Origin of the sequence: Novosphingobium beihaiense (assembly GCF_022832375.1) — a bacterium.
GTDB classification, from domain to species: Bacteria; Pseudomonadota; Alphaproteobacteria; order Sphingomonadales; family Sphingomonadaceae; genus Novosphingobium; species Novosphingobium beihaiensis.
Genome location: NZ_JALHLG010000059.1, coordinates 1 through 19,651, shown reverse-complemented (window position 1 = coordinate 19,651; position 19,651 = coordinate 1). Strand labels below are relative to the sequence as shown.

Annotated in this window: 14 protein-coding genes and 4 pseudogenes; 7 read left to right on the top strand and 11 right to left on the bottom strand. The window is 58.6% G+C overall.

The features are described from left to right. On the top strand, nucleotides 1-237 hold a 237-nt coding region (locus tag MTR66_RS19855), incomplete at its 5' end, for an integrase core domain-containing protein (RefSeq protein WP_243924231.1). 127 nt (nucleotides 238-364) lie between these two features. Here the strand turns inward: MTR66_RS19855 and MTR66_RS19850 are convergent. Next, a complete protein-coding gene (locus MTR66_RS19850) occupies nucleotides 365-1,231 on the bottom strand; it encodes a hypothetical protein (RefSeq protein ID WP_243924230.1) in 867 nt (288 codons plus the stop codon). A gap of 176 nt (nucleotides 1,232-1,407) precedes the next feature. Here MTR66_RS19850 and tnpA point away from each other — a divergent pair. Beyond that, nucleotides 1,408-1,841: pseudogene (tnpA, locus tag MTR66_RS21485) on the top strand (IS200/IS605 family transposase). Between the two features lie 434 nt (nucleotides 1,842-2,275). Here tnpA and MTR66_RS19835 read toward each other — a convergent pair. After that, a complete protein-coding gene (locus tag MTR66_RS19835) occupies nucleotides 2,276-3,328 on the bottom strand; it encodes a hypothetical protein (protein ID WP_243924229.1) in 1,053 nt (350 codons plus the stop codon). A 74-nt stretch (nucleotides 3,329-3,402) separates the two neighbouring features. Then, nucleotides 3,403-3,648, bottom strand: coding sequence for a hypothetical protein (locus tag MTR66_RS19830; protein WP_243924228.1), 246 nt, complete (start codon nucleotides 3,646-3,648; stop codon nucleotides 3,403-3,405). Between the two features lie 278 nt (nucleotides 3,649-3,926). On the opposite strand from MTR66_RS19830, the pseudogene MTR66_RS19825 reads away from it, so the two are divergent. Beyond that, a pseudogene (locus MTR66_RS19825) lies at nucleotides 3,927-4,183 on the top strand (transposase); the annotation flags it as partial. On the opposite strand, the pseudogene MTR66_RS19820 reads toward MTR66_RS19825, so the two are convergent. Continuing rightward, nucleotides 4,181-4,379: pseudogene (locus tag MTR66_RS19820) on the bottom strand (transposase); the annotation flags it as partial. The pseudogenes MTR66_RS19825 and MTR66_RS19820 overlap by 3 nt on opposite strands. Here MTR66_RS19820 and MTR66_RS19815 point away from each other — a divergent pair. Next, nucleotides 4,372-4,613, top strand: a pseudogene (locus MTR66_RS19815) (IS481 family transposase); the annotation flags it as partial. The pseudogenes MTR66_RS19820 and MTR66_RS19815 overlap by 8 nt on opposite strands. A gap of 148 nt (nucleotides 4,614-4,761) precedes the next feature. On the opposite strand, the gene MTR66_RS19810 reads toward MTR66_RS19815, so the two are convergent. The 3 genes from MTR66_RS19810 to MTR66_RS19800 form a co-directional block, all read right to left on the bottom strand. Then, nucleotides 4,762-5,004, bottom strand: a complete 243-nt coding sequence (locus MTR66_RS19810; RefSeq protein WP_243924227.1) for a hypothetical protein — start codon at nucleotides 5,002-5,004, stop codon at nucleotides 4,762-4,764. A gap of 1,029 nt (nucleotides 5,005-6,033) precedes the next feature. Then, nucleotides 6,034-7,209: an MFS transporter gene (locus tag MTR66_RS19805; RefSeq protein WP_243924225.1), complete on the bottom strand. Its 1,176-nt coding sequence runs from the start codon at nucleotides 7,207-7,209 to the stop codon at nucleotides 6,034-6,036. Between the two features lie 14 nt (nucleotides 7,210-7,223). Continuing rightward, the gene (locus MTR66_RS19800) at nucleotides 7,224-8,258 is read right to left on the bottom strand and encodes an aldo/keto reductase (protein WP_243924222.1); all 1,035 of its coding nucleotides are present in this window, start codon (nucleotides 8,256-8,258) and stop codon (nucleotides 7,224-7,226) included. Between the two features lie 88 nt (nucleotides 8,259-8,346). Between MTR66_RS19800 and MTR66_RS19795 the strand changes: the two genes are divergently transcribed. The 3 genes from MTR66_RS19795 (at nucleotide 8,347) to MTR66_RS19785 (ending at nucleotide 15,840) form a co-directional block, all read left to right on the top strand. Further along, the gene (locus MTR66_RS19795; protein ID WP_243924221.1) at nucleotides 8,347-9,252 is read left to right on the top strand and encodes a LysR substrate-binding domain-containing protein; all 906 of its coding nucleotides are present in this window, start codon (nucleotides 8,347-8,349) and stop codon (nucleotides 9,250-9,252) included. A 25-nt stretch (nucleotides 9,253-9,277) separates the two neighbouring features. Next, the gene (locus tag MTR66_RS19790) at nucleotides 9,278-9,535 is read left to right on the top strand and encodes a hypothetical protein (RefSeq protein WP_243924219.1); all 258 of its coding nucleotides are present in this window, start codon (nucleotides 9,278-9,280) and stop codon (nucleotides 9,533-9,535) included. A gap of 230 nt (nucleotides 9,536-9,765) precedes the next feature. After that, entirely contained in the window at nucleotides 9,766-15,840 is a 6,075-nt protein-coding gene (locus MTR66_RS19785) for a hypothetical protein (protein ID WP_243924216.1), read from the top strand. A 268-nt stretch (nucleotides 15,841-16,108) separates the two neighbouring features. Here the strand turns inward: MTR66_RS19785 and MTR66_RS19780 are convergent, their stop codons facing one another. The 4 genes from MTR66_RS19780 to MTR66_RS19765 form a co-directional block, all read right to left on the bottom strand. After that, nucleotides 16,109-16,765 carry a hypothetical protein gene (locus tag MTR66_RS19780; RefSeq protein ID WP_243924214.1) on the bottom strand — a complete coding sequence of 219 codons (657 nt, stop codon included), beginning with the start codon at nucleotides 16,763-16,765 and terminating at the stop codon, nucleotides 16,109-16,111. A gap of 336 nt (nucleotides 16,766-17,101) precedes the next feature. Then, nucleotides 17,102-17,884, bottom strand: a complete 783-nt coding sequence (locus tag MTR66_RS19775) for a hypothetical protein (RefSeq protein ID WP_243924212.1) — start codon at nucleotides 17,882-17,884, stop codon at nucleotides 17,102-17,104. 88 nt (nucleotides 17,885-17,972) lie between these two features. Beyond that, complete coding sequence (locus MTR66_RS19770; RefSeq protein ID WP_243924211.1) at nucleotides 17,973-18,461, bottom strand: hypothetical protein; 489 nt, start codon at nucleotides 18,459-18,461, stop codon at nucleotides 17,973-17,975. Between the two features lie 96 nt (nucleotides 18,462-18,557). Beyond that, nucleotides 18,558-19,442 carry a 3'-5' exonuclease gene (locus tag MTR66_RS19765; RefSeq protein ID WP_243924210.1) on the bottom strand — a complete coding sequence of 295 codons (885 nt, stop codon included), beginning with the start codon at nucleotides 19,440-19,442 and terminating at the stop codon, nucleotides 18,558-18,560. Nucleotides 19,443-19,651 lie beyond the last annotated feature (209 nt).

Genomic DNA, 19,651 nt, shown 5'->3' with positions numbered 1-19,651 from the left:
GTCACGCTGGACTTCAGCAGGCCCGGGAAGCCAACCGACGATGCCTTCGTTGAGTCCTTCAACGGCCGGCTGCGCGATGAATGCCTCAACACGCATTGGTTCTTGTCATTGGACGATGCCAGGGCCAAGATCGAGGCGTGGCGGACGGACTTCAACGAGACCCGACCTCACACATCCTTGGGGTTCATGACGCCTGCCGAATTTGCTTCATCGGCCGGGGTTAACCCCGGCCGATGAAGCGCCGGATCTCTCGTTCAGGCCGGTGGCAAAACCGGGACAGGGTCATCAAAGCTTCGTCCGCACAGTCATAATGGCGGGTGCCGAGGGAGCTTCAGCTCTGAGAAAATGATCTGATATATCTTGTTTATGCCTCAACTCTCCAATCCGCAGACAGCCTCACCATTTCGGAAAGAACGCTCTGCGCCCTATTTCTAAAATCTGAAGTTTTCGATGACGCAAAAAGTTTATGCGAAAATGAGGCGAACGTTAGCTCAGGCCCTTCTTTAAACCAGAGTATTTCACCAATTTTTGTCCCAAAAATAGTGGCAACCCTACGTGTTAGTATATGAATATCTTCACAATGAAGGGCTTTTTGATTGCTAAGATCAACCACTGAAACCTCTTCACCGACGCAGTAAGATAAAATCGGCCTTCCTTTCGGTCGCGATACTACAAAATGATCATTTGTCATGTTTTTATCTGGACCATTGGGAATCCAGGAATACAGATCAAATGGGCTCTTGTGCACTGCTCTGTCCAAATGGTCAAAATTTACTATCTCTGGACCGTATCCGTATGCGTAATCTGGAATACTTAGGTGTGGGAAGAATTTTTTCACATATAACCACTGAGAAAAAAGAGGGACGACTCGTCCAACTGTAGAATATTGAGGATGTTCGCTAATTTCATACCTAAAATTATTTAATACGGCCTGATAGGCGGCGCTCACCATACCTACCGTTGTTAAGCCAGAACTATCAATGTTCCTTGCTGTAGCTGGGGTTATCTCGACAACTCTGTCAAAAATCCTACTTATATTTAAATTTCTATCAGGTGGGGTTATTGTATTTCTCACCATTTCGCCGTATGAAAACTGAATTCCTACATCACAAAAGAGATTGCTAAGTGGCCATACAGAGATTTTATTGCAACCTAGTTCATCTTGTATTGTAGCCGTGATTGGTTCTTGACTTTCGTCATCGACGATGATGACCAATGGATCCGCTTCCATAAACCCATCCTTAAATAGCATTTTCAAAAAAATATTTAATTGTCCCGCCTTCGGATTCACCCCCCCGGCTTTAGCCGGGAAGGGCTTCAGTCATGGGCTCGGCCTATAGCTGGTATCCTCAGGGAAGTGAGAACGCCTGAAGGGCGTGAAGTCTCACTTCCCTGAGGATACCAGCTATGGCGTACCGCAACGGCAGTCACACGCTCTTGCATCATCGCTACCATCTCGTCTGGGCTCCGAAGTACCAGTACAAGGTGCTCATCGGCAATGTCCGGATCAGGGTCCGTGACATCATCAGGCAGGTCTGCGCTGAAATGGGAGTAACCATCGTTAGTGGCGCCTTGTCCCGCGATCACGTTCACCTGTTCGTGGAGATTCCCCACACATCTCGGTCAGTGCATTCGTGCAACGTGCCAAAGGGCGTTCCTCACGCCGGATCCAGCAGGATTCGAGGCATCATTGGGGGAAACGCCTCTGGGCCAGAGGCTACTTCTCGACCACATCCGGAAACATCACCGACGACGTCATCACAGCCTATCTCGATCGCCATACCGCGCCACACAATCAGGCTTCAGCCTCTCGACCCGAACCTACCGGCTTCCGTCGGTAGTTCTTCAGTTTGCGCGTGACGGTGGCGGTGGCGGCGGAGTTGGTGGAATAATATTTTTATAATTACTTTTGTTTATTTTTATAAACTTGAAAATACCCGCGCGACGGACCTTTACACGAAGGTTGCCTCCATCAGGCGCTGAGCGAAGCTTTTGAAATAGATCCTCAGGAACCTGGGGCATTATGTCATCTGCCTGAAAAATAATGTCGCCCCGCTCAAACCCCCATCTAGATGGAGGATAAGACTCGGTTATAAGTAAATGCCCCCTCTTAAAAGCTATGGATAATTTATCGGATCCAACATGAATGGTAGCGCGATCCACTTGGTCGCCCCGAGCAACTCCAATCGACGAAACTACAGCGTATGTCGTCAATAATGTCATGAAAAATTTTACGAAAGTCGATGATTTTCTTTTCCTCATAACGCGCCTGCCTTCACGAGATTGATATACTTAAATTATACCCTGCGTGCCTGCTAACATCTTGCCGTACAAATTCTTGCATCCAGTCCAGAGCACCCAAAACACGAGGATCAACGTCTGCTTGGCCTGCTACGTATGAACTCAACTTGCCTGGCATCAGGAAACCAGACGAATAACGATTTCTTTGACGTAATGCCGAGCGCCTTGCAGGAGTCCCTGCTGACGTGCATTCACAGCGGACGAGAGCGAAGTGGTATATGGCAAAATACACAAATGCCGCATGGAGAAATGGCAGCATCTGAATTGGCCGTAGCGACCAGGGGGAAACGGGGCGGGCTAAGGATCTATTATTTTCTCCAGCAAATCTCACAAATGGAAATTTTACATACTCAAAAGATCCAAGATAATTATGAACACTCTCGTGTATTAAGTCGTCCATAACTTGTTCGTGGGTGTAGTTATTACTATGCATATTGCGTAAGCGAATACTTCCAATCTCAGAATCCACTTGTTCGGAGGCTGGGGGTTCGCTATCCACTTTTCGTACATAAACTCTTCGGGTGTAATTCCTTATCAATCTACCGAATGCTGGAGATAGCCTGTCTATTTCCCTAACCGCGTCTTCAATTTTTCTGACGATATCGCGAGATTCTTCTAGTGAGGGATCTTCAAATGGTTTAAAGAAAATTGGACTGGTCTGGTCTAGTCGACGAGATGATTCTGAACGTAAATCGACACGGATAACATCACCAACAGTAGTTATCTCCGTTTTCTTTAAGTCGTCGCTACGATAGGGGGTGGGAGCTCTCACAACTGCCTCCAGAAGGGCAAAGCTCTCAGGGCTCATTAACCCGCGCGCTGTCCGAAGAGCGGAAAAGAAATCGGGATCCAGAAGGAATGATGCACGACGTTCTTGGCTAAGGTCGGCGATTGCGGAGCGCAGGCCATTACCTCCGGAGAGTCCACGAGCAGAAATTTGCCAAAGTAAGTCTACTAATTCACCATTTACTCTAGAAGTGAAATCAGCGACTAATTGGTCAATAATAGGAGCGCTACTCCTTCCCATCAAAGACGATATTAACTGTAGCAATAGTAGATCCTTAGGAATAGCCGGAGCAGCATAAGCTGCTCCGGCTGAAATCAGACGGCGAACCCGTTTGCGGGAGCCTCATACAAGCCCATCGCAAGAGCCGGCAGAGCATTCTGCTGCTGCTGCTGCTGCTGCTGCTGATTGCTCACTGCAGCCAGTGCCATAGAGTCGAGAGAAGCCATGGAGGCGATGTGCGGGTTGAGAGAAGTTTGCGTGATTGGAGCTGCCATGGCAGGCGCAGCGCTCACCCCAAGCATAGCTGTAAGAACTACTGCAGCACAGTTTACCTTTTTCATACCTCTGCTCCTTTAGAAAGGGCAGCACCTCACGCACTGCCAAAAGGTAAGGTAGCTATATTAGAATCGAAACCCAATTAACTTATTGAAAATCATTGCGCATATTGCTTCAAGGGAACCTCGCTGAAGATAAGGTTATTGCTGGTGTCGCGTTCGTTGTTCTGGCTGCTCGGACGCCGCATGGGCGGAAATCGAGCCTCATCTCGACACCTCGAAAAACCGTTGGCGGATAGTGGCTTGATCTGATTCACTCCCTTCGCGTTGTAGTGGAGGCGGTGATGGCAGGTCAGCTGGGTTTCTTTGATCTTTCGGACCGATACGAGGCACTGAGCACGGCGGGTGACCAGCTTGAGCGCCTGCCGTCATGGACTTCGAGGTCTTCCGAGGGCCGCTGGTGACAGCATTGCGCCGAAGCGCTCGAGGCAAAGGCGATCGTCTCCCGTTCGATCCGATCCTTATGTTCAAGATCCTGATACTGAAGGCGCTTTACTCGCTTTCTGACGAGGCCACCGAGTTCCAGCGCGCAGACTCATTAATTGGCGCACCATATGCGAGCGCAGACGAGCTTTATGGCGGCGAGGTAGTTTGCGGGATCCTTGTCGTATCGGGTTGCTATGCCCCGGAATTGTTTTGATCCGGTTGAAGAATCGTTCGACCAGATTACGCTGCTTGTAGAGCCAGGGCGAGAAGTCGAAGCGTTGCTTGCGGTTGGAACGGTTGCGAATGTTGGCCCGGCGATCGCAAGCTTCGGTCGCGCACCTCGCGAAGAAATACGGGATCAACGAGGGCACGGTCCTGAAGTGGCGCAAGCGGCAATCGGTGGAAGACATGCCGATGGGACCGAGGGAGCGGCGCAGCACTGTGCTCTCTCTGATGGAGGAAGCTGAGATTGTGGCGCTGCGGGTGCAGCCCGGCTGCCACTCGACGATGTTTACATCGCGCTCAAGGACGTGATCCCGCATCTTCAAGCCCGACAGGGCGTCCAGCACTCGTCGATTTCCGCATTCAGGCTCAAAATCATCGAACAGGTCGTATCCAATCCAGCATCCTGAAAACACAGTTCCGATAGCTATGCCGCCGCCGACCAAGATGGTCATCACTCGGTTCTTTAATCTACTGATAGCCCTCGTCCTGTATCCCCCAAAAACTACCTTGCCAGGTTTCAGCCGCACCGGCTTCCAAAACAGCCGAAGCGGCAAACTTAAATCCATCGGACGATGCTAAGCGCTTTGCGGTAACCAGTGATGCAGCCAAAGCACCCGCCTCTGCTGGTTCAAAGTCTGTAGTGGGACGATTTGAGTCGAAGTGGTGCGCCCAAACTAACTTTTGTTTTTGCAGCTCGTATAGAGGGTCCATTCACCCTTGTGCAAACCGACACGGATAAACTCCAATGATTGTTCGACGATCTTTTTATCTTCGCGAACAGCACTCCAGCCATCGTAAGAGCCATAAGCGAAAAGAGTTATCCAGAGAGCTGCAATGAAGGTCACGAAAGGGTGCAGGTAGATAAATACTCTAACTCTGCGCAGAATCTGTGGCCTTCGCATACCAAATCCTCCGGCGAAAAAGTATATCCTAGAAGATATCGAGAGGCAATTTGCCGTTTCATCAACTGGAGGTATTTTCAACCTAAAGGATCGCCGGATTGCGCTTTTCTGTCTTGGCGAAACCTTCGTTCGATATATTTCTGGTAAACGACAGTAAAGTCCCAGCTTCGACGCTATGGGCTTGATTGAACCAATCTCTGGGAAAGGCAGTTTCTGGGAACGGCCATTGGTCAACGGAACGACTTGGATAGGCGCTAAGCTGCCGAACCAATGCCACTGGCCCAATCAAAGTTATTGCTCTCGTACGCGTAGCCTGTGGACGCCTCTGTCAACATTTTCGATCAGACCTTTTGCGTCTTCTGAGCGTCCGGAATCGACGTTACAGCGTTCGGAACCCGACAGTTGCGAAAGTCCCAGGGGAGGCCTTTGACTTGACCCCGCGCAGCCGCGCGGCGAACGTCGGCTTACCTTGGACGGTCGCCGGTAAGCCGACAGTCGCAAAGGTTCCAATGTCAGTAGTTCGCGGTCGCCCACGATACGGTGAATGGAGGGCAGCTTACACGACGCCCAGATGGGGCGCTGAACGTCCGTTATGGCGGCGGATCCCCGCCGGACGACCTGACGCAGCCCGAATGACTGCTCTTTTCAGATTGCGACGTTCACGCCGCCAGAAGCGAACGTCGCAATCTGGTCGGGAGCAGCCACAACTCGGGAGGCAGGCACTGTAGCCGGTGCCGCCCTCAAAGCCGTCGTTCAGGCCTTCACGACCGAACCATGAGAAGCGGCCATACATTCATCCCCTGCTATTAGGCCGAACTCTGTCGATCTGCATCTGGTCTCACGCACCGCAGAGCGGCTGTTCGCGTTCGCTGGCCCTGTCTCGAGCGGTGAGGCCGACAACCGCAAATCCGATGACGGATGTCGCCGCGCCAGCCAGAGCCACGGCCGGATAGCCTAAGCCCGCAGCGATGACGCCGCCACCCAAGGCTGCACCGATCGCGTTGCCCAGATTGAACGCGCCGATGTTGACGGCCGAGGCCAGATTGGGCGCGTCGGCCGCGGCGGTCATCACGCGCACCTGAAGCGGCGGCACCAGGGCGAAGCTGGCAACGCCCCACAGGAACACCAGGATCGCGGTCGGCACGGCGAAGGGCATCAGCAGCGCGAAGGCGACAAGTATCGCCGTCAGCGAAGCGAGTGTCACAATCAGCGTGCGATCGACTGATCGATCGGCGAACCGCCCACCCAGCCAGTTCCCCACCGTCAGCCCGACACCATAAGTGACGAGCATTGCCGTGACAAAACCAAGCGAGGCATGCGTGACCTCGCGCAGGATCGGTGCGATATAGGTGAAGACCGTGAACATCGCGCTCGAGCCGACCACGGTAAGGGCCAAGGCGCCCAGCACAGGACCGCGCGTGAGGACGCGCAGCTCTGAAATCGCATTGCCGCCGACCGGAACGGGCAACGTCGGCAGCGTAAGCCGCAGAGCGGCCATGGTTGCGAGCCCGAGCCCCGCGATCCCCCAGAAGGCGGCACGCCATCCGAGATGCTCGCCCGCCCAGGCCGCGAGCGGAACGCCAACGACATTGGCAATGGTGAGCCCCATGAACATCGCCGCAACGGCGCCCGCGCGCCGCTGCGGCGGTACCAGGCTGGCGGCGACGACCGAGCCGACACCGAAAAAGGCGCCATGGTTGAACGATGTGATGACCCTCGCGATCAGGAGCATCCAGTAGCTGGTGGATATGGCCGCCAACAGGTTGCCGAGCGTGAAGATGCCGGCCAGCCCGATCAGCAGCGTACGGCGTGGCACGCGTCCGGTGGTCAGCGTCATCAGCGGCGCGCCGATCATCACGCCCAGCGCGTAGGCGCTGATGAGCAGCCCCGCTACCGGGATCGAGACATGGAGGGCGATTGCGATGACGGGCAGCAGGCCCATTGGCGCGAACTCTGTGACGCCGATACCGAACGCGCCGACGGCAAGGGCGAGCAAGCCAGGATTGAGTTTCATTGCATGGATTCCGTTCAGATCAGCGCGGGATTGAGGCGGGCAAAACCTTCTTGCTGCCGGTACGGGGTGTGCGGATAGGGCGGCAGCCTGTCGCTCGCGGCATCCAGCGAGGCGACCTGCTCGGGCGTCAGCGACCAGCCGACCGCGCCGAGATTCTGGCGAAGCTGTTCCTCGTTGCGCGCGCCAATGATGACCGAGGAAACGGTCGGACGTTGCAACAGCCAGTTGATCGCGATTTGGGGCACGGACTTGCCTGTCTCTGCGGCGATCGCTTCGATCGCGCCGATCACCCGATAGAGATGCTCCTGCGTGACCGGCGGCGCGAACTGTTCGGTTTCGTGCAGCCGGCTGCCGTCCGGGATCGGACGATTGCGCCCGATCTTGCCGGTGAGACGACCCCAGCCGAGCGGGCTCCACACCAGCGCGCCGATGCCCTGATCAGCGCCCAGCGGCATGAGGTCGTCCTCATAGGCGCGGCCGATCAGCGAATAATAAACCTGATGCGCGACGAAGCGCGACAGGCCGTGCTGCGCGGCGAACGCCTGCGCCTTCATGAGTTGCCAGCCGGGATAATTCGACACGCCGGCATAGCGCAGCTTCCCCGCTGCAATCAGTTGTCCAAGCGTCTCCATCAGTTCCTCAACCGGCGTCGAAGCGTCGAAGGCATGGAGCTGGAGAAGGTCGATATGGTCGGTGGCAAGGCGCCGCAGCGCGTCTTCCACCGCGCGGATCAGCCGGGCGCGCGAGGCCCCCCAGTCAGACGGGCCGTCACCCATCGGCAGGCCGGTCTTGGTCGAGATCAGCACCGCGTCGCGCCGGCCCTTGATCGCATCGCCCAATATCTCTTCGGAAGCGCCGTTCGAATAGACATCGGCTGTGTCGAACAGGGTCACACCGGCCTCGAGGCAGATGTCGATCAGCCGCCGCGCCTCACGCGCGTCGATTTGCCCCCAGGCACTGAACAACGGACCCCGGCCGCCGAATGTGCCTGTGCCGAAGCTCAAGGCGGGGACGCGCAGGCCGGATGCGCCAAGTTGCCGATAATCCATCTGAGTGCCTTTCGATTGATATGTTGGCGCATAAATGGGACATGAAGGACATGCGCGGTAGCGCCGCTATGTGCGAAGGATTTTTGATTTGGACGCAAAGATGGCCATTGGTGCGGATCGTGCGCGCTCCCTCGAAATCTTCGCGACGGTGGTCGATGCCGGCAGCTTCTCCGCCGCCGGACGCCTGCTCGACCTGACACCGTCGGCGGTCAGCCGCACGATCGACCGGGTCGAGACGCGGCTCGGCGTCCGACTGCTGCTGCGCTCCACCCGCACGCTGACGCTCACGGCCGAAGGTCAGGCCTATCTGCTGGCGGCCCGCCGCATTCTGTCCGATCTCGACGATGCCGAGCAGGAGATCGCAGATCAGGGCGCGCCGCGCGGGCGATTGCGAGTGAGCGCGGCGCTATCGCATGGCCGGCTGTGCATCGTCCCCTTGCTGGGTGCGTTCGCCCGCCGCTATCCGCACATATTGGTCGATATCGCACTCACCGACGCGCTGGTTGACGTGGCTGGCGGACAGGCCGATGTCGCGGTTCGCTTCGGTCGGCTCGCCGACAGCATGTTGACCGCGCGCAAGATCGGGGAGACGGGCCGCGTGATCGTCGCCTCGCCCGACTACCTCGCCCGCTACGGCACGCCTCGGACCCCTGAGGATCTGCACGGCCATAACTGCCTGAACTTCAATTTCCGCCGCGCCGAGCCCACGTGGCCTTTCCGCCGTGACGGCCAGGATTTCTCGCTCAGCGTGCAGGGCAATATCGAGGCCAACAATGGTGAGACCCTAGGGCAGCTGGCGGCCAATGGAGTGGGTGTCACACGCGTCGGCGCGTTCAGTGTTGCGGCCGAACTGGCGAGCGGGACGCTGATCCCGCTGCTCGAGGCGTTCAACCCCGGCGATGTTGAACTGATCCATGCCGTTTTTGTCGGCGGGACTAACATTCCCGCACGCGTCCGTGTGTTCGTGGACTTCTTGGTCGAGAGCTTGCGCTGATGATGGAAACGCCGCCAGAGCGGCCATGGCCGCCCCAATCCATCGTAGCACGAAAGCTGACGTCGGTTCACCAAGACAACGATTGCGTTTCGGCGATGTCTGGACAGCTTGCACGTTCGTTCGCGGGTGTTTGTCCATTTTGGAACGCTTACAAATATTTAATAAATTCCGGAAGCTTGCAGGTGGCTACACGCAGATATTCGGCTATGAAGCTGCGGCGAGCGTCGAAGCCGTGGCGGAAATTCGGCCTCGTTGCGACATGGGGGCAATCTGGAAGTTATGAAGGTTTCACAGCGGGTGCGCGCTCGTCTTTTGCTTGCGTGCAGTGTCGGTGCGGTTGGTGGTTTTTCCTCGGTAGCTCATGCGCAATGTACGCCAGATCCTACGGTAGCTTCCACGCAGACCGATTGCCCTGGCACGGACACTGATGGCCTTGTCGTAACTACGGTTTCCACTGTTTCAGTGCCAACTGGCGCCATCATAACGAACAGCGGTGCGCCGGCCATTTCGGTTGTGATCCCTGAGACCCAAATCGGCGGTGAACCCACAATCCTTGTCTCGGGAACCGTCGATGGGGCAGGCAACACCGGCATCGCCGCGACGACAGGCCCGGCGGCTTATTACTACTTTGACCCCAATGTGGGGATAACGGTGGCACAGGGTGGCATTGTCACGGGCAGCACGGCGATTACCGCCGGGCTCATGTCCGGCACCAACAGTGGCTATGCCCTCGTTGAACTCGACAACTCCGGCACCATTACCGGGACCGCGGGCGTTGCGCTCGCCACGGGCGACAACGGCGCTTTCTATTCGATCATCAACCGGACTGGCGGCACGATCGGGGGCATTTCCGGCGCTGTAGGCACCATCCAGAATCACGGCACGATCGATGGCGGTAGCGGCAGCGCTATCGCAGGCGGGACATACAGCACTCTTGTTTACACGAGCAGCCTGACCAACTCCGGCTCCGTCGTTTCCAGCGGGTCGGGTGCGACGGTCTCCGATTATTCGGGCGCGATCACCAACTCGGGAACGATCTCCAATAGCGGAACCGGTTCCGCTATCACCGGCGATTACGGACCGATCACGAACAACGCCGGCGGATTGATCACTGCCAGTGCTGGTGACACGATCTCGCTGACGGGATTTCTTTCCATCGACAATGCGGGCACGCTTCAGAACACCGGATCGGGGAGGGCAATTGTCGTCGGGTCCGGCGGCATCACTAATCGCGCCGGAGGGACGATCTCTGCCTCAGGCACAGTCATCGAGGGCACAGCGGGCGTGTCGCTGACGAACTACGGCTCGATAGTCGGCAATATCGTAGCCGGCTCCGTGCTTGGCAATTCAAACAGCAGTATTGATTCTACTGCGGGTACCATCAACGGCAACGTCACTTTGGGCGCCGGTAACGACACTCTGTTCGCAACGTATTCAGATGCGGGTGGCTTGATTACTGGAATTGCCGGGCAGATCGACGGCGGGGCCGGCATGGACACGATCCAGGCGAAGTTCGCGGCCGACGCGACCCTTTCCAAGGCTATCGCGTTGCCAACGAACTTCGAGGCTTTCGGGATTCAGATGGATTCTGGCGTCACTGTCACGCTCAGCGACGGTTTCTCGGCGCCCGGAACCCTTCAATTCACGGATGGCACTCTCGTCAACAGCGCGCAACTTAGCGGTAGTGGCACTGTTGTAAGGAGCTCAAGCTCAACCGCCTTCCGCAATGAAGGCAACGTCACCGGTTCGGCCGTGCCGGACCGATACACGGTCGATATCAGTGGCGGCACCTTCACCAATAGTGGAACGATCACTTCCCAGGGCGATGCCGTCAGCACATTTGTCTACCACTTTACCAACAGTGGAACGATCACCGCTGCGGAAACCGCTGTAAATGCGCACTACCCGGGCGATTTCAACAATTCCGGCACAATCCGCTCTACCGGCGGAATCGGGCTGGGGCTATCGGGATCGGTATACAGCTTGGATTACGCCGCGATCAATAGCGGTACGATTGAGGGTGCCCAGGCCGGAGTCAGCCTCTCGACCAGCCTGATCAATACAGGCAGCATCACGTCGGACAATACCGGCGTTGCACTGGGCTGGTACGGCTTGCTTTACAATAAGGCTGGTGGCGTCGTGTCCGGCGGAACCATGGCGATCGGCGGAAGCTTGCCATGGCTGTATGATTCGACCGTCATCAACGAGGGCACGATCAACGGCGATGTCTCGATCGCCAGCAACTCTCCCTATTACCCGGGCTATAACACCTATTATGCGCTTGCCGGCGGTGTTCTCAATGGCAGCCTCACTCTGGGATTGGGCGACACCCTTGTTACCGACATCCAGAACAGCGGAACCGGGCAATTCGCCGGGATCAACGGCACGGTCACTGCTTCGCTGTCCAACCTGCGCTACATGGTGTCACAGGATGCCACAGCCACCGCAGGCAGCATCGCGGGCTTTTCCAATATTGGCTATGACCTCTACAACGGAGCCACGCTGACGCTCAGCGGCAGCGACGTCCAGACCGGAACGATGACTTTCGCCGGCTACGGCAATGCCGTGCTCGATGTCGATTTCAACGTTGTGGCACAGTCGGCGCTCCAGCGGGTATCGCTGCTCACACCACTTGCCACTTCCAGCAGCGGGGACGACGTTTCCATTACCAGCAAGGGGGCGATCACGCTCAGCCGCGTCGCTCCTTATACCTACTATGGCGCGGCAGTATCGTTGTCGAGCACCGATACCTTCACCAATGAAGGGACGATCACCGTTACGGACACTTCCGGCCAGACCGGGTATCCGCTTTCGGCCATTTCCGGTGGGACCGTGGTCAATTCCGGCACCATCACCGCGACCGGCGGCAATGGCGTCAACTATGCCCAGTCCCTGACCAACAGCGGCACCATCACCGCCAGCGGCGTGGCAGCAATCGACATTCAAGGCACGATCGCCAACAGCGGCACACTGACCAGCACGGGCGATGCGGCAATAGCTACGTCTTCCTACTATCCCAGCATCATCGTGGACAACCAAGCGGGGGGGACCATTTCGGGCAATGGCACGGCGATCCGTCTTTCGGGCGGAACGGTCATCAACGCGGGCACCATCCAAGGCACTGTCGATCTGGGGTATAGCCGATCCTATTCGACCGGGCTCTATGAAGCGGCGGGCGGCACGCTGACGGGCGATCTGCTGTTTGGCTCGGGGAACGACGTGCTCGTCGAAACCGGCTCCGGCTATGGCGTCACCGGTTCGATCGACGGAGGGGACGGCTTCGACGTCGTCGGGCACAGGCTCACGCAGAGCGGTACAGTTTCGCTGGGAACCGCCGAACTCCCGCTCAATTTCGAAGGCGAGTTCACCGCCGCTTCCGGCGCCGACACGGTCGTGACCATCATGGCCGACGCGCCCTTGATAGCGAATATCTATGTTGCCGGCGACGGACAGATCATCAATCGGGCTGCGACCAGCGGTTCGGTGAGGAACACCAGCAACGCGGGCATCTATGTTCCCGATCTCTCAACGGTGAGACTCGCCTCGTTTACGAACGAGGCTGAGATCGGCAGCGGCATAGCCCTTATTGTGGACTCGCTGGCCAATAGCGGGGCCGTTGGATCGGCTAATCTGTACGGTTCGGCGATACTTCAGACGGCAGTCGGCTCGTTGTCGTTCGACAATTCCGGCGAGATAACGGCGGCGAATTCCGATTATTGGGCCCGTACGGTCGACATCACCGGCAATGATCTTGCTACCGCCGCGATCAACAACAGCGGAACCATATCGGGTTTCGGATTGAACGCACGTCTCTACTTCAGTGACCAGGCCTCCCCGGCCAAGGGCAGCCTGACCAACAGCGGAACAATCAGCGGCGACTACGGTGTTGCCGTGACGTCCCTGGCTACATCGGAAAATGCCCCGCCCCCCCTGTCATTCGATTTCACCAACAGCGGAACGATTGAATCCACCGCAGCGTCGGGTTCGGCGCTCTCTTCGGTCGCACAGGGTGTGGCGACAGTATCCGTCACCAATTCCGGCACTATTCGTGCCAGCGGTGATGGCAGCGTTGAATATTTTCCTAGCTCGAGCCCCTGTTCCTACGACTTCTGGTCCTGCTACGAGCTTCTGCCCTACACCACGCCCACAATCGCGGTTAGCAGTTCCATCGACAGCCAGTTCCCGGGCAGCTCAGTTGCCACGACGATCACCAACGAGGCAGCTGGTGTAATCGAAACGACCGGTGCGATATCTACGGCGATTCGAACGTACGGTCCTCTCACCCTCGTCAACGCGGGCACGATCACCGGTGCAGGCGGCTACACAGTCGATGCTTCCGATATCAGCGCCGGCATCTTCGGCACGACCCGTTTCGCCGGCGCGATCCAGACTTTCGGCACAGGCGAGGATAGCATCACCAACAGCGGAACGATCAACGGCTCCATCGAGCTGGACGCGGGTAACGACAGCATCGTCAACACCGGGACAATCAACGGCGACGTCTTCCTGGGCGCGGGGGACGACCGGTTCGTCGAGCTGCTTTCAGCGACGCTCACCGGAACAGTGGATGGAGGCGACGGCAGCGACACGCTTGTGATCGACCTGACCGGCAGCGGCACTCTGAACGCGGCCTACTACAACGCTTTCACCAATTTCGAGACTTTCGGACTGACCGGCACGGGCAGTATTGCGGTTAACGGCGTGCTGCCCGTCCAGACCCTGATGCTCGAAGCCGGATCGACATTCGAGCTCAAAGCCGGTTCCACGCTGCAGACGCTGGGCTCTACGGTGCTGACCGGCACGGACGGCTCGGAACATGTCATCAATCGAGGCACCATCATCGGCGATCTCGCGCTGGGCGGCGGGGATGACGTTTTCGAAGCCTATGCGGGTTCGTCGGTTGCAGGCACCATTAATGCCGGCGCGGGAACCGATCGTCTGGCCTTCCACCTTGATGAATCGGCCGGTCACACGCCGATCGATCTTCAGCCTTACACCGGGTTTGAGCAGTTCGCCCTTGAAAGCGGCATCGGTACTCTTTCGGGGCAGGCCAGTTTTGACACGATCTGGGTGAACGGCGGAAGGCTGATCGGCCTTGCCGGTTCGACCATCAGCGCGCCGGGTGGGGTCACCGTGGCCAGCGGTGCTACTTTCGGCAGCGCCGGCACTGTCAATGGCAATATCGTGGTGGACGGCACGCTGTCTCCCGGCGCTTCGCCAGCAACCATGACGGTCAACGGCAATGTTGTACTCGCTACCGGATCGACCACCCTGTTTGAAATGACGCCGACCGTCAGTGACGCGCTGGTCATCAACGGCAGCCTGACCATAGCAAGCGGAACGACGCTCAACATCGTTGGTGAACGGCCTCTCACGCCGGGCGTCACCTACCACCTGATCACCACCACGGACGGCATCACCGGCAGCTTTTCAACCATTGACAAGGTGTCGACGGTTCAGGGTTTTGTCATACAGACGGCCGACAGGCTTGACCTGCTTGGCACGCTGCAACTTCATGCAGGCGCGAGTAGCCCGGTAACGGCGACAACAGCCTACTTGAACAGCCTGCTGATCGATGGCGTGGCCAGCGACCAGTTGGTGAACGCCCTGCCAAAGCTCACCGGTGTCGATGGCTACGTCAATGTCGCGGCGATGGCGACGCTGCACCCCGAAGCCTACGCCACCGCAAGCCAGATTGGCATAGACAACGGCCTGACCATATCCTCGGCTCTACGCTCCACCCAGCGTGCGAGTGAAGGGCGGCGGCCGGGCTTCTTCGCGCTTGGGCAGGGCCTTGGCAGTTGGCAGGACCTGCGCGGCAACGCCGCAGCAGGAACGGCAAGCGCACGGCAGAACAGTGGTGGTTTCCTCGGCGGCGTCGGTTACCAGACCGGCAAGCTGGCGGTTTCGGTCGTCCTGGGGCGGATCTACGCCCACCAGGCGCTGCCGACGCTCGGCGCATCCACCAAAGCGAACGGCACTTTTGTTGGCGCCACCGCCTCCTTCGCGCGAGGCGCCCTTGACCTAGGCGGCTCGGTGACATGGGATGACAGTTCTGCCACCACCCATCGTGCGCTGTTTGATAATTCCACTGTTACTGGTCACTATAGCGTTCGCACCCTGGCCTTCGATGCCCACGGCGGCTATGCTTTCTCGCTGAGCAAGGGTGGTTGGCGCATCGGCCCGGAACTGGGTCTGACCCACATCCGAGTGAAGCGCGGCGAGTCCATCGAGACGGGCGATTCCCTCTTCGCGCTGGACGTCGCAAGCCGCGAGCAGGACGCGACCTTCCTGAGCGCCGATGTCCGCTTCGACATGGCCCCCTCCGCCCAGATGCGCCCGTGGTTGACAGCCGGTTGGCGTCACCGGCTCGACGGCGATGTCGCGCTCGCAACGGCGGGCCTGCCCGGTGTTGCGGAGCAGTTCACTGTCGCCGGCGCGCAGCGGGACCGGGACTACGCCCAGATCGGAGGCGGCTTCGACTGGGCCGTCACTCCCGGCGTAACCCTTTTCGCGCGAGGCAGTTCTGCTTTCACAAGCTCTAACGGCGCGACGAACATTACGGGAGGCATCCGACTTGGCCTGTGATGCGACGTCTCAGCGAAGATGGTCATTGAGTGCTGGAACTGATGCTAACCGAAAGGTTGGACCGTTCCCCCTGTGTCGTTCAGGTGAACGAAGGGCCGCTTTGCCATCTTTCCACCTAAAACCAGACTTGCCGGCTCGTCCGACGTAGCTGCCATTCGCACTGCCTCAAATGGGACAATGAACGAACGGAGGCTATGGCCAGTTTGGTTGCGGAAGGAGACTTGCCGATTCGTCCAGGTGCCGGTCGTTTCCCGTTTATGGCATACGTTCAGGCAGCATCATCGAGCCATTCCAGGCAAGCCCGTTCTTTCTCGGCACGCCGCTTAATCAGCCGCCGCACATTCGCCAGGTCCTCACGATCTATTCCTGCAAATTCTTCAAGCGCCTGCCCACGAAGGCCGTGTCCAATCCCGTCAATGACCTTTCCCACGTCTGGTCGGCCATCGGCGATCGCAGCAAGAGTGCCTGCACAGGTCTGTGCGCGCTGAAACGTTTCGAGTTCCTCGACCGGCGATGGCGCGCACTCCTCACAGCAATCGATCTCGACGAATCTGCCTCGCTCGAATGCATCTCTGCCCCGCTCTCGCTTGGCCACGATTGTGCTGGCGATCGATCGCATGATGCCCACGACGTAATGATCGACCTGAACATGCGCGGGGCAGCTTCGCGTGGTCATCGCTCTTGCGAGGGCCTCCTGCAACAGGTCGTCCGGATCAACTTGCGCTGTCCACGCATGGTAGCGGGCCTTTCGAAGCAAGTAGGATCCCGGTCCGATATCGATCGACGAGAGTGCCGCGCGCACTTGCCCGGCGCTCAGCCTGGGCGACGGACCTTTTGCTTCAGTATGCTCGGTTTTCGGCGGATTCGGACATCCGCCGGAGGATGTTTTTGAATTAGCGCCTGATGGGACGTTTCTCTTTGCCATGGTTTCCTCGCTCGGCGGGCGAGACCACGGCAGTGGAATAGCGTAGTTCTGTCTGACTCATTTGTGACCTCGAACGCCGTTCGGACAGGCACGCTGTCCGTGCATGTCCGGGGTTGAAGCGACACAAAATAAGGTCACCGGCTCAGGGTACTGCCCTGGCACGCTGTGTTTGCAATTGCCGGCAACTTACGCTGCCCGTGTTAACGAACTACTTCCAGCTGTGGTTGATCTGCATTTACCTCGAAAATCCTGCTGAAGGCATTTTTATATACGCCGGACGGGCCATGTCCGAATCCCGGCCATCCGGCGCATACACATTCGAAGGCTGTTCTGAATTCAGGCGGCGAGCAGCATCCGCTCGGTGACGCGGCGGGTGAGATCATGACAGACCTCGGCCAGCAGCGCCTGCATTGCCTCGGTCATACGCGCTTCGCGCCTTGTCCATTCCAGGATCGCAAGCGCTGCCATCATGGGATCGAGCCCGGTCTGCCCCTCCGACCGGCACCAGGCCATCATGGCGATGGCGAGAAGCACCGCGTCCAGCTCGATATGCGCGCGCACATCGGCCCAGTCACCGGCGCTCTGCGGGAACGGCACCGAGCGTTTGTGCTGCAGAAGGCTCGTCGGCAGGCCAAGCCGCAGAATGACCTCGCTGAGGTGGTGCCAGGTCTTCCCCCCGCCCTTGAGCGCAAGCCCCAGGTCAAAATGGCCGCCCGGGTGCGCGCGAAGGCTATTCAGCGTGGTCGCGGGCCGCTGCTTCAGAAACTGCCGAGGCCGCTGGATCCCGTATTCCATGGCAGCCAGCGTCAAGATCGAAACGTCGGTGGCAATGCTGCCGAAGCCTACAGCGGTGTAGTCCGGACGGGCGCGAAGGTGGTCGAACAGGTGCGCGACCACCGCCTCCTCGTCGCCATAATGATGTTCGGTCCAGCTGCTGATACGCTCGCAGGTGATCTGTCCCTGCTCATCCAGCGTCAGGTCGAAGGCTGATGCGGCAAAAATGCGTTTCGAGCCGATACGATAACGATAGAGGTCCGGCTCGATCGTCTTGTCGCCGACATGAAGATCCTGATCCCAGGTGGATTCGGTGTCGAAGAAGGTGAACTTGTGCATGGGCATGGGCATGCTCCAGATGCGCCAGGGGCCGCACGTGGCGGCCCCTGGCGAGATGTACAGGTAGTGGATGGTTTGGCGGCCACATGGGCCTTCAGCTGTTCGTGCTGGCGGCCTCCCTGCGCTTGAGCTCCTCATCGAAAATTTCGGCGAGCCTGCCAATCTGTTCCTGTCCCAGCAGGCCCCCCTTGCCGAGGTCCCCTTTGGGACACGGGACACGCACGAGGCGGCCTGACCGATTGGGGGCATAGGCCCGGCAGGACCGTGTGGAGACGAAGATCACCCGGCTCACCCCTTCCTGCTCGATCCACGGAGCAAGCCCTTCGACGATCTCGACCCTGCCGTGCGTATACCGGCACAGGACGTGATCGATGGGCTGGTATGGCCATGCCGGAGACCAGACCGTGTAGATCAGATCGCTTTGCGTCATCACCGCCTGGCGCACCAGGACCTGCCGGCGTTCCTCATCCAGACCCGTGCCGGATGCGAACTCGGCAAGCCGTGCCCCGCTCTTCAGTTTGCCAGTCATCATCTGACACCTGAGCGCAAGCGCCCAGGCCTGGCTCATGAGCTGCGTATTCATGGTATTCTCCTTGTCGTGATGGCCGGGACGGCCAGAGCCTTTTTTCCGCTCTCCTGCGGTGCTCACACCGCCAGCCTTCCCCGTGCCTTCAGGCCATTACCGGTACCGCGTGCGCGCGGTCATCACCGTCATGGCAGGAGCCCGGCATTCGGCATGGGCCTCCAGCCAGCAGCGCTCCAGTTCGACCTCTGCTTCGGCGACTTCGGTCCACCATGTCCTGGCCACCGGATCCCACCGGTATCGCCTCTCCTTGAGGGCGTCCTTCGCCGCATAGGGCGCGCCGGTCGCATCGATGCGCACGGTGCTGCAGGCAGCGCTGTCCAGAAGCGCTGCCATCGCCGGCCTTCCATCCGGCATGCGCCAGGCAAGAACATGCGCCAGACTGACGACATCGGCGGCGGCGCGATGCGCGCGGTCATTGAAGAACCCGGCCTGCATCGTCAGGTGGCCAAGTTTGGCGCCGTCGAAGCCGAGGTCACTCCACGGCACTTCGCGCATCGAACAGGCCCAGGCCGCACCGCCAAGACCGGGAAGCAAACGCTCGACAATCGGAGCGTCATAGGCACTGTTGTGTGCGACGATGAGATCGACACCGCCGAGCCTCGCTTCCCACCGCGCAGTGGGGACACTGCGGCCGGCCACCATGGCATCGGTGATGCCGGTGAGTCTGACGACGTCTTCCGGAATCGGCATGCCCGGATCGCGCAGTGCCTGGACGGTGCTCTCGACGCCGACGATCTCGCCGCCATCGTCGACCTGCAAAATGGCCACCGCGATGTCGATGACTTCGGCCGTCCTCGTGTTCGTCGATGTGGTCTCGGTATCGATCAGGGCCACCCGCCGCGTGGGGCCGGATGTGGTCCTCGGCCTGACGAGATTTGCGATGGGTCCCACCCGCCGCAGGATACCGATATCCCAGTCGTCGTTTTCGGCGCACGTCAGCGCCTGCTCCGGCCCGCTGGCCGTGCATGATGGTGTCACGATATTTCTCCTTGGACATGGCCGCGGCAGCGAGGCTTTTCCTCACCACCTTCTTGGCCACTGGAATGGGCTCAAACCCATCCCGGCCGCCCTGCCCCGCAGGAAGGATGCACAAGCCTCTAATTACCCAGTAAAACTAATGGAGAACACCATGACAGAATACTTGTCCGGCGTCAGCGCCCATGGCACAGATTAGGGGTTGAGATTTA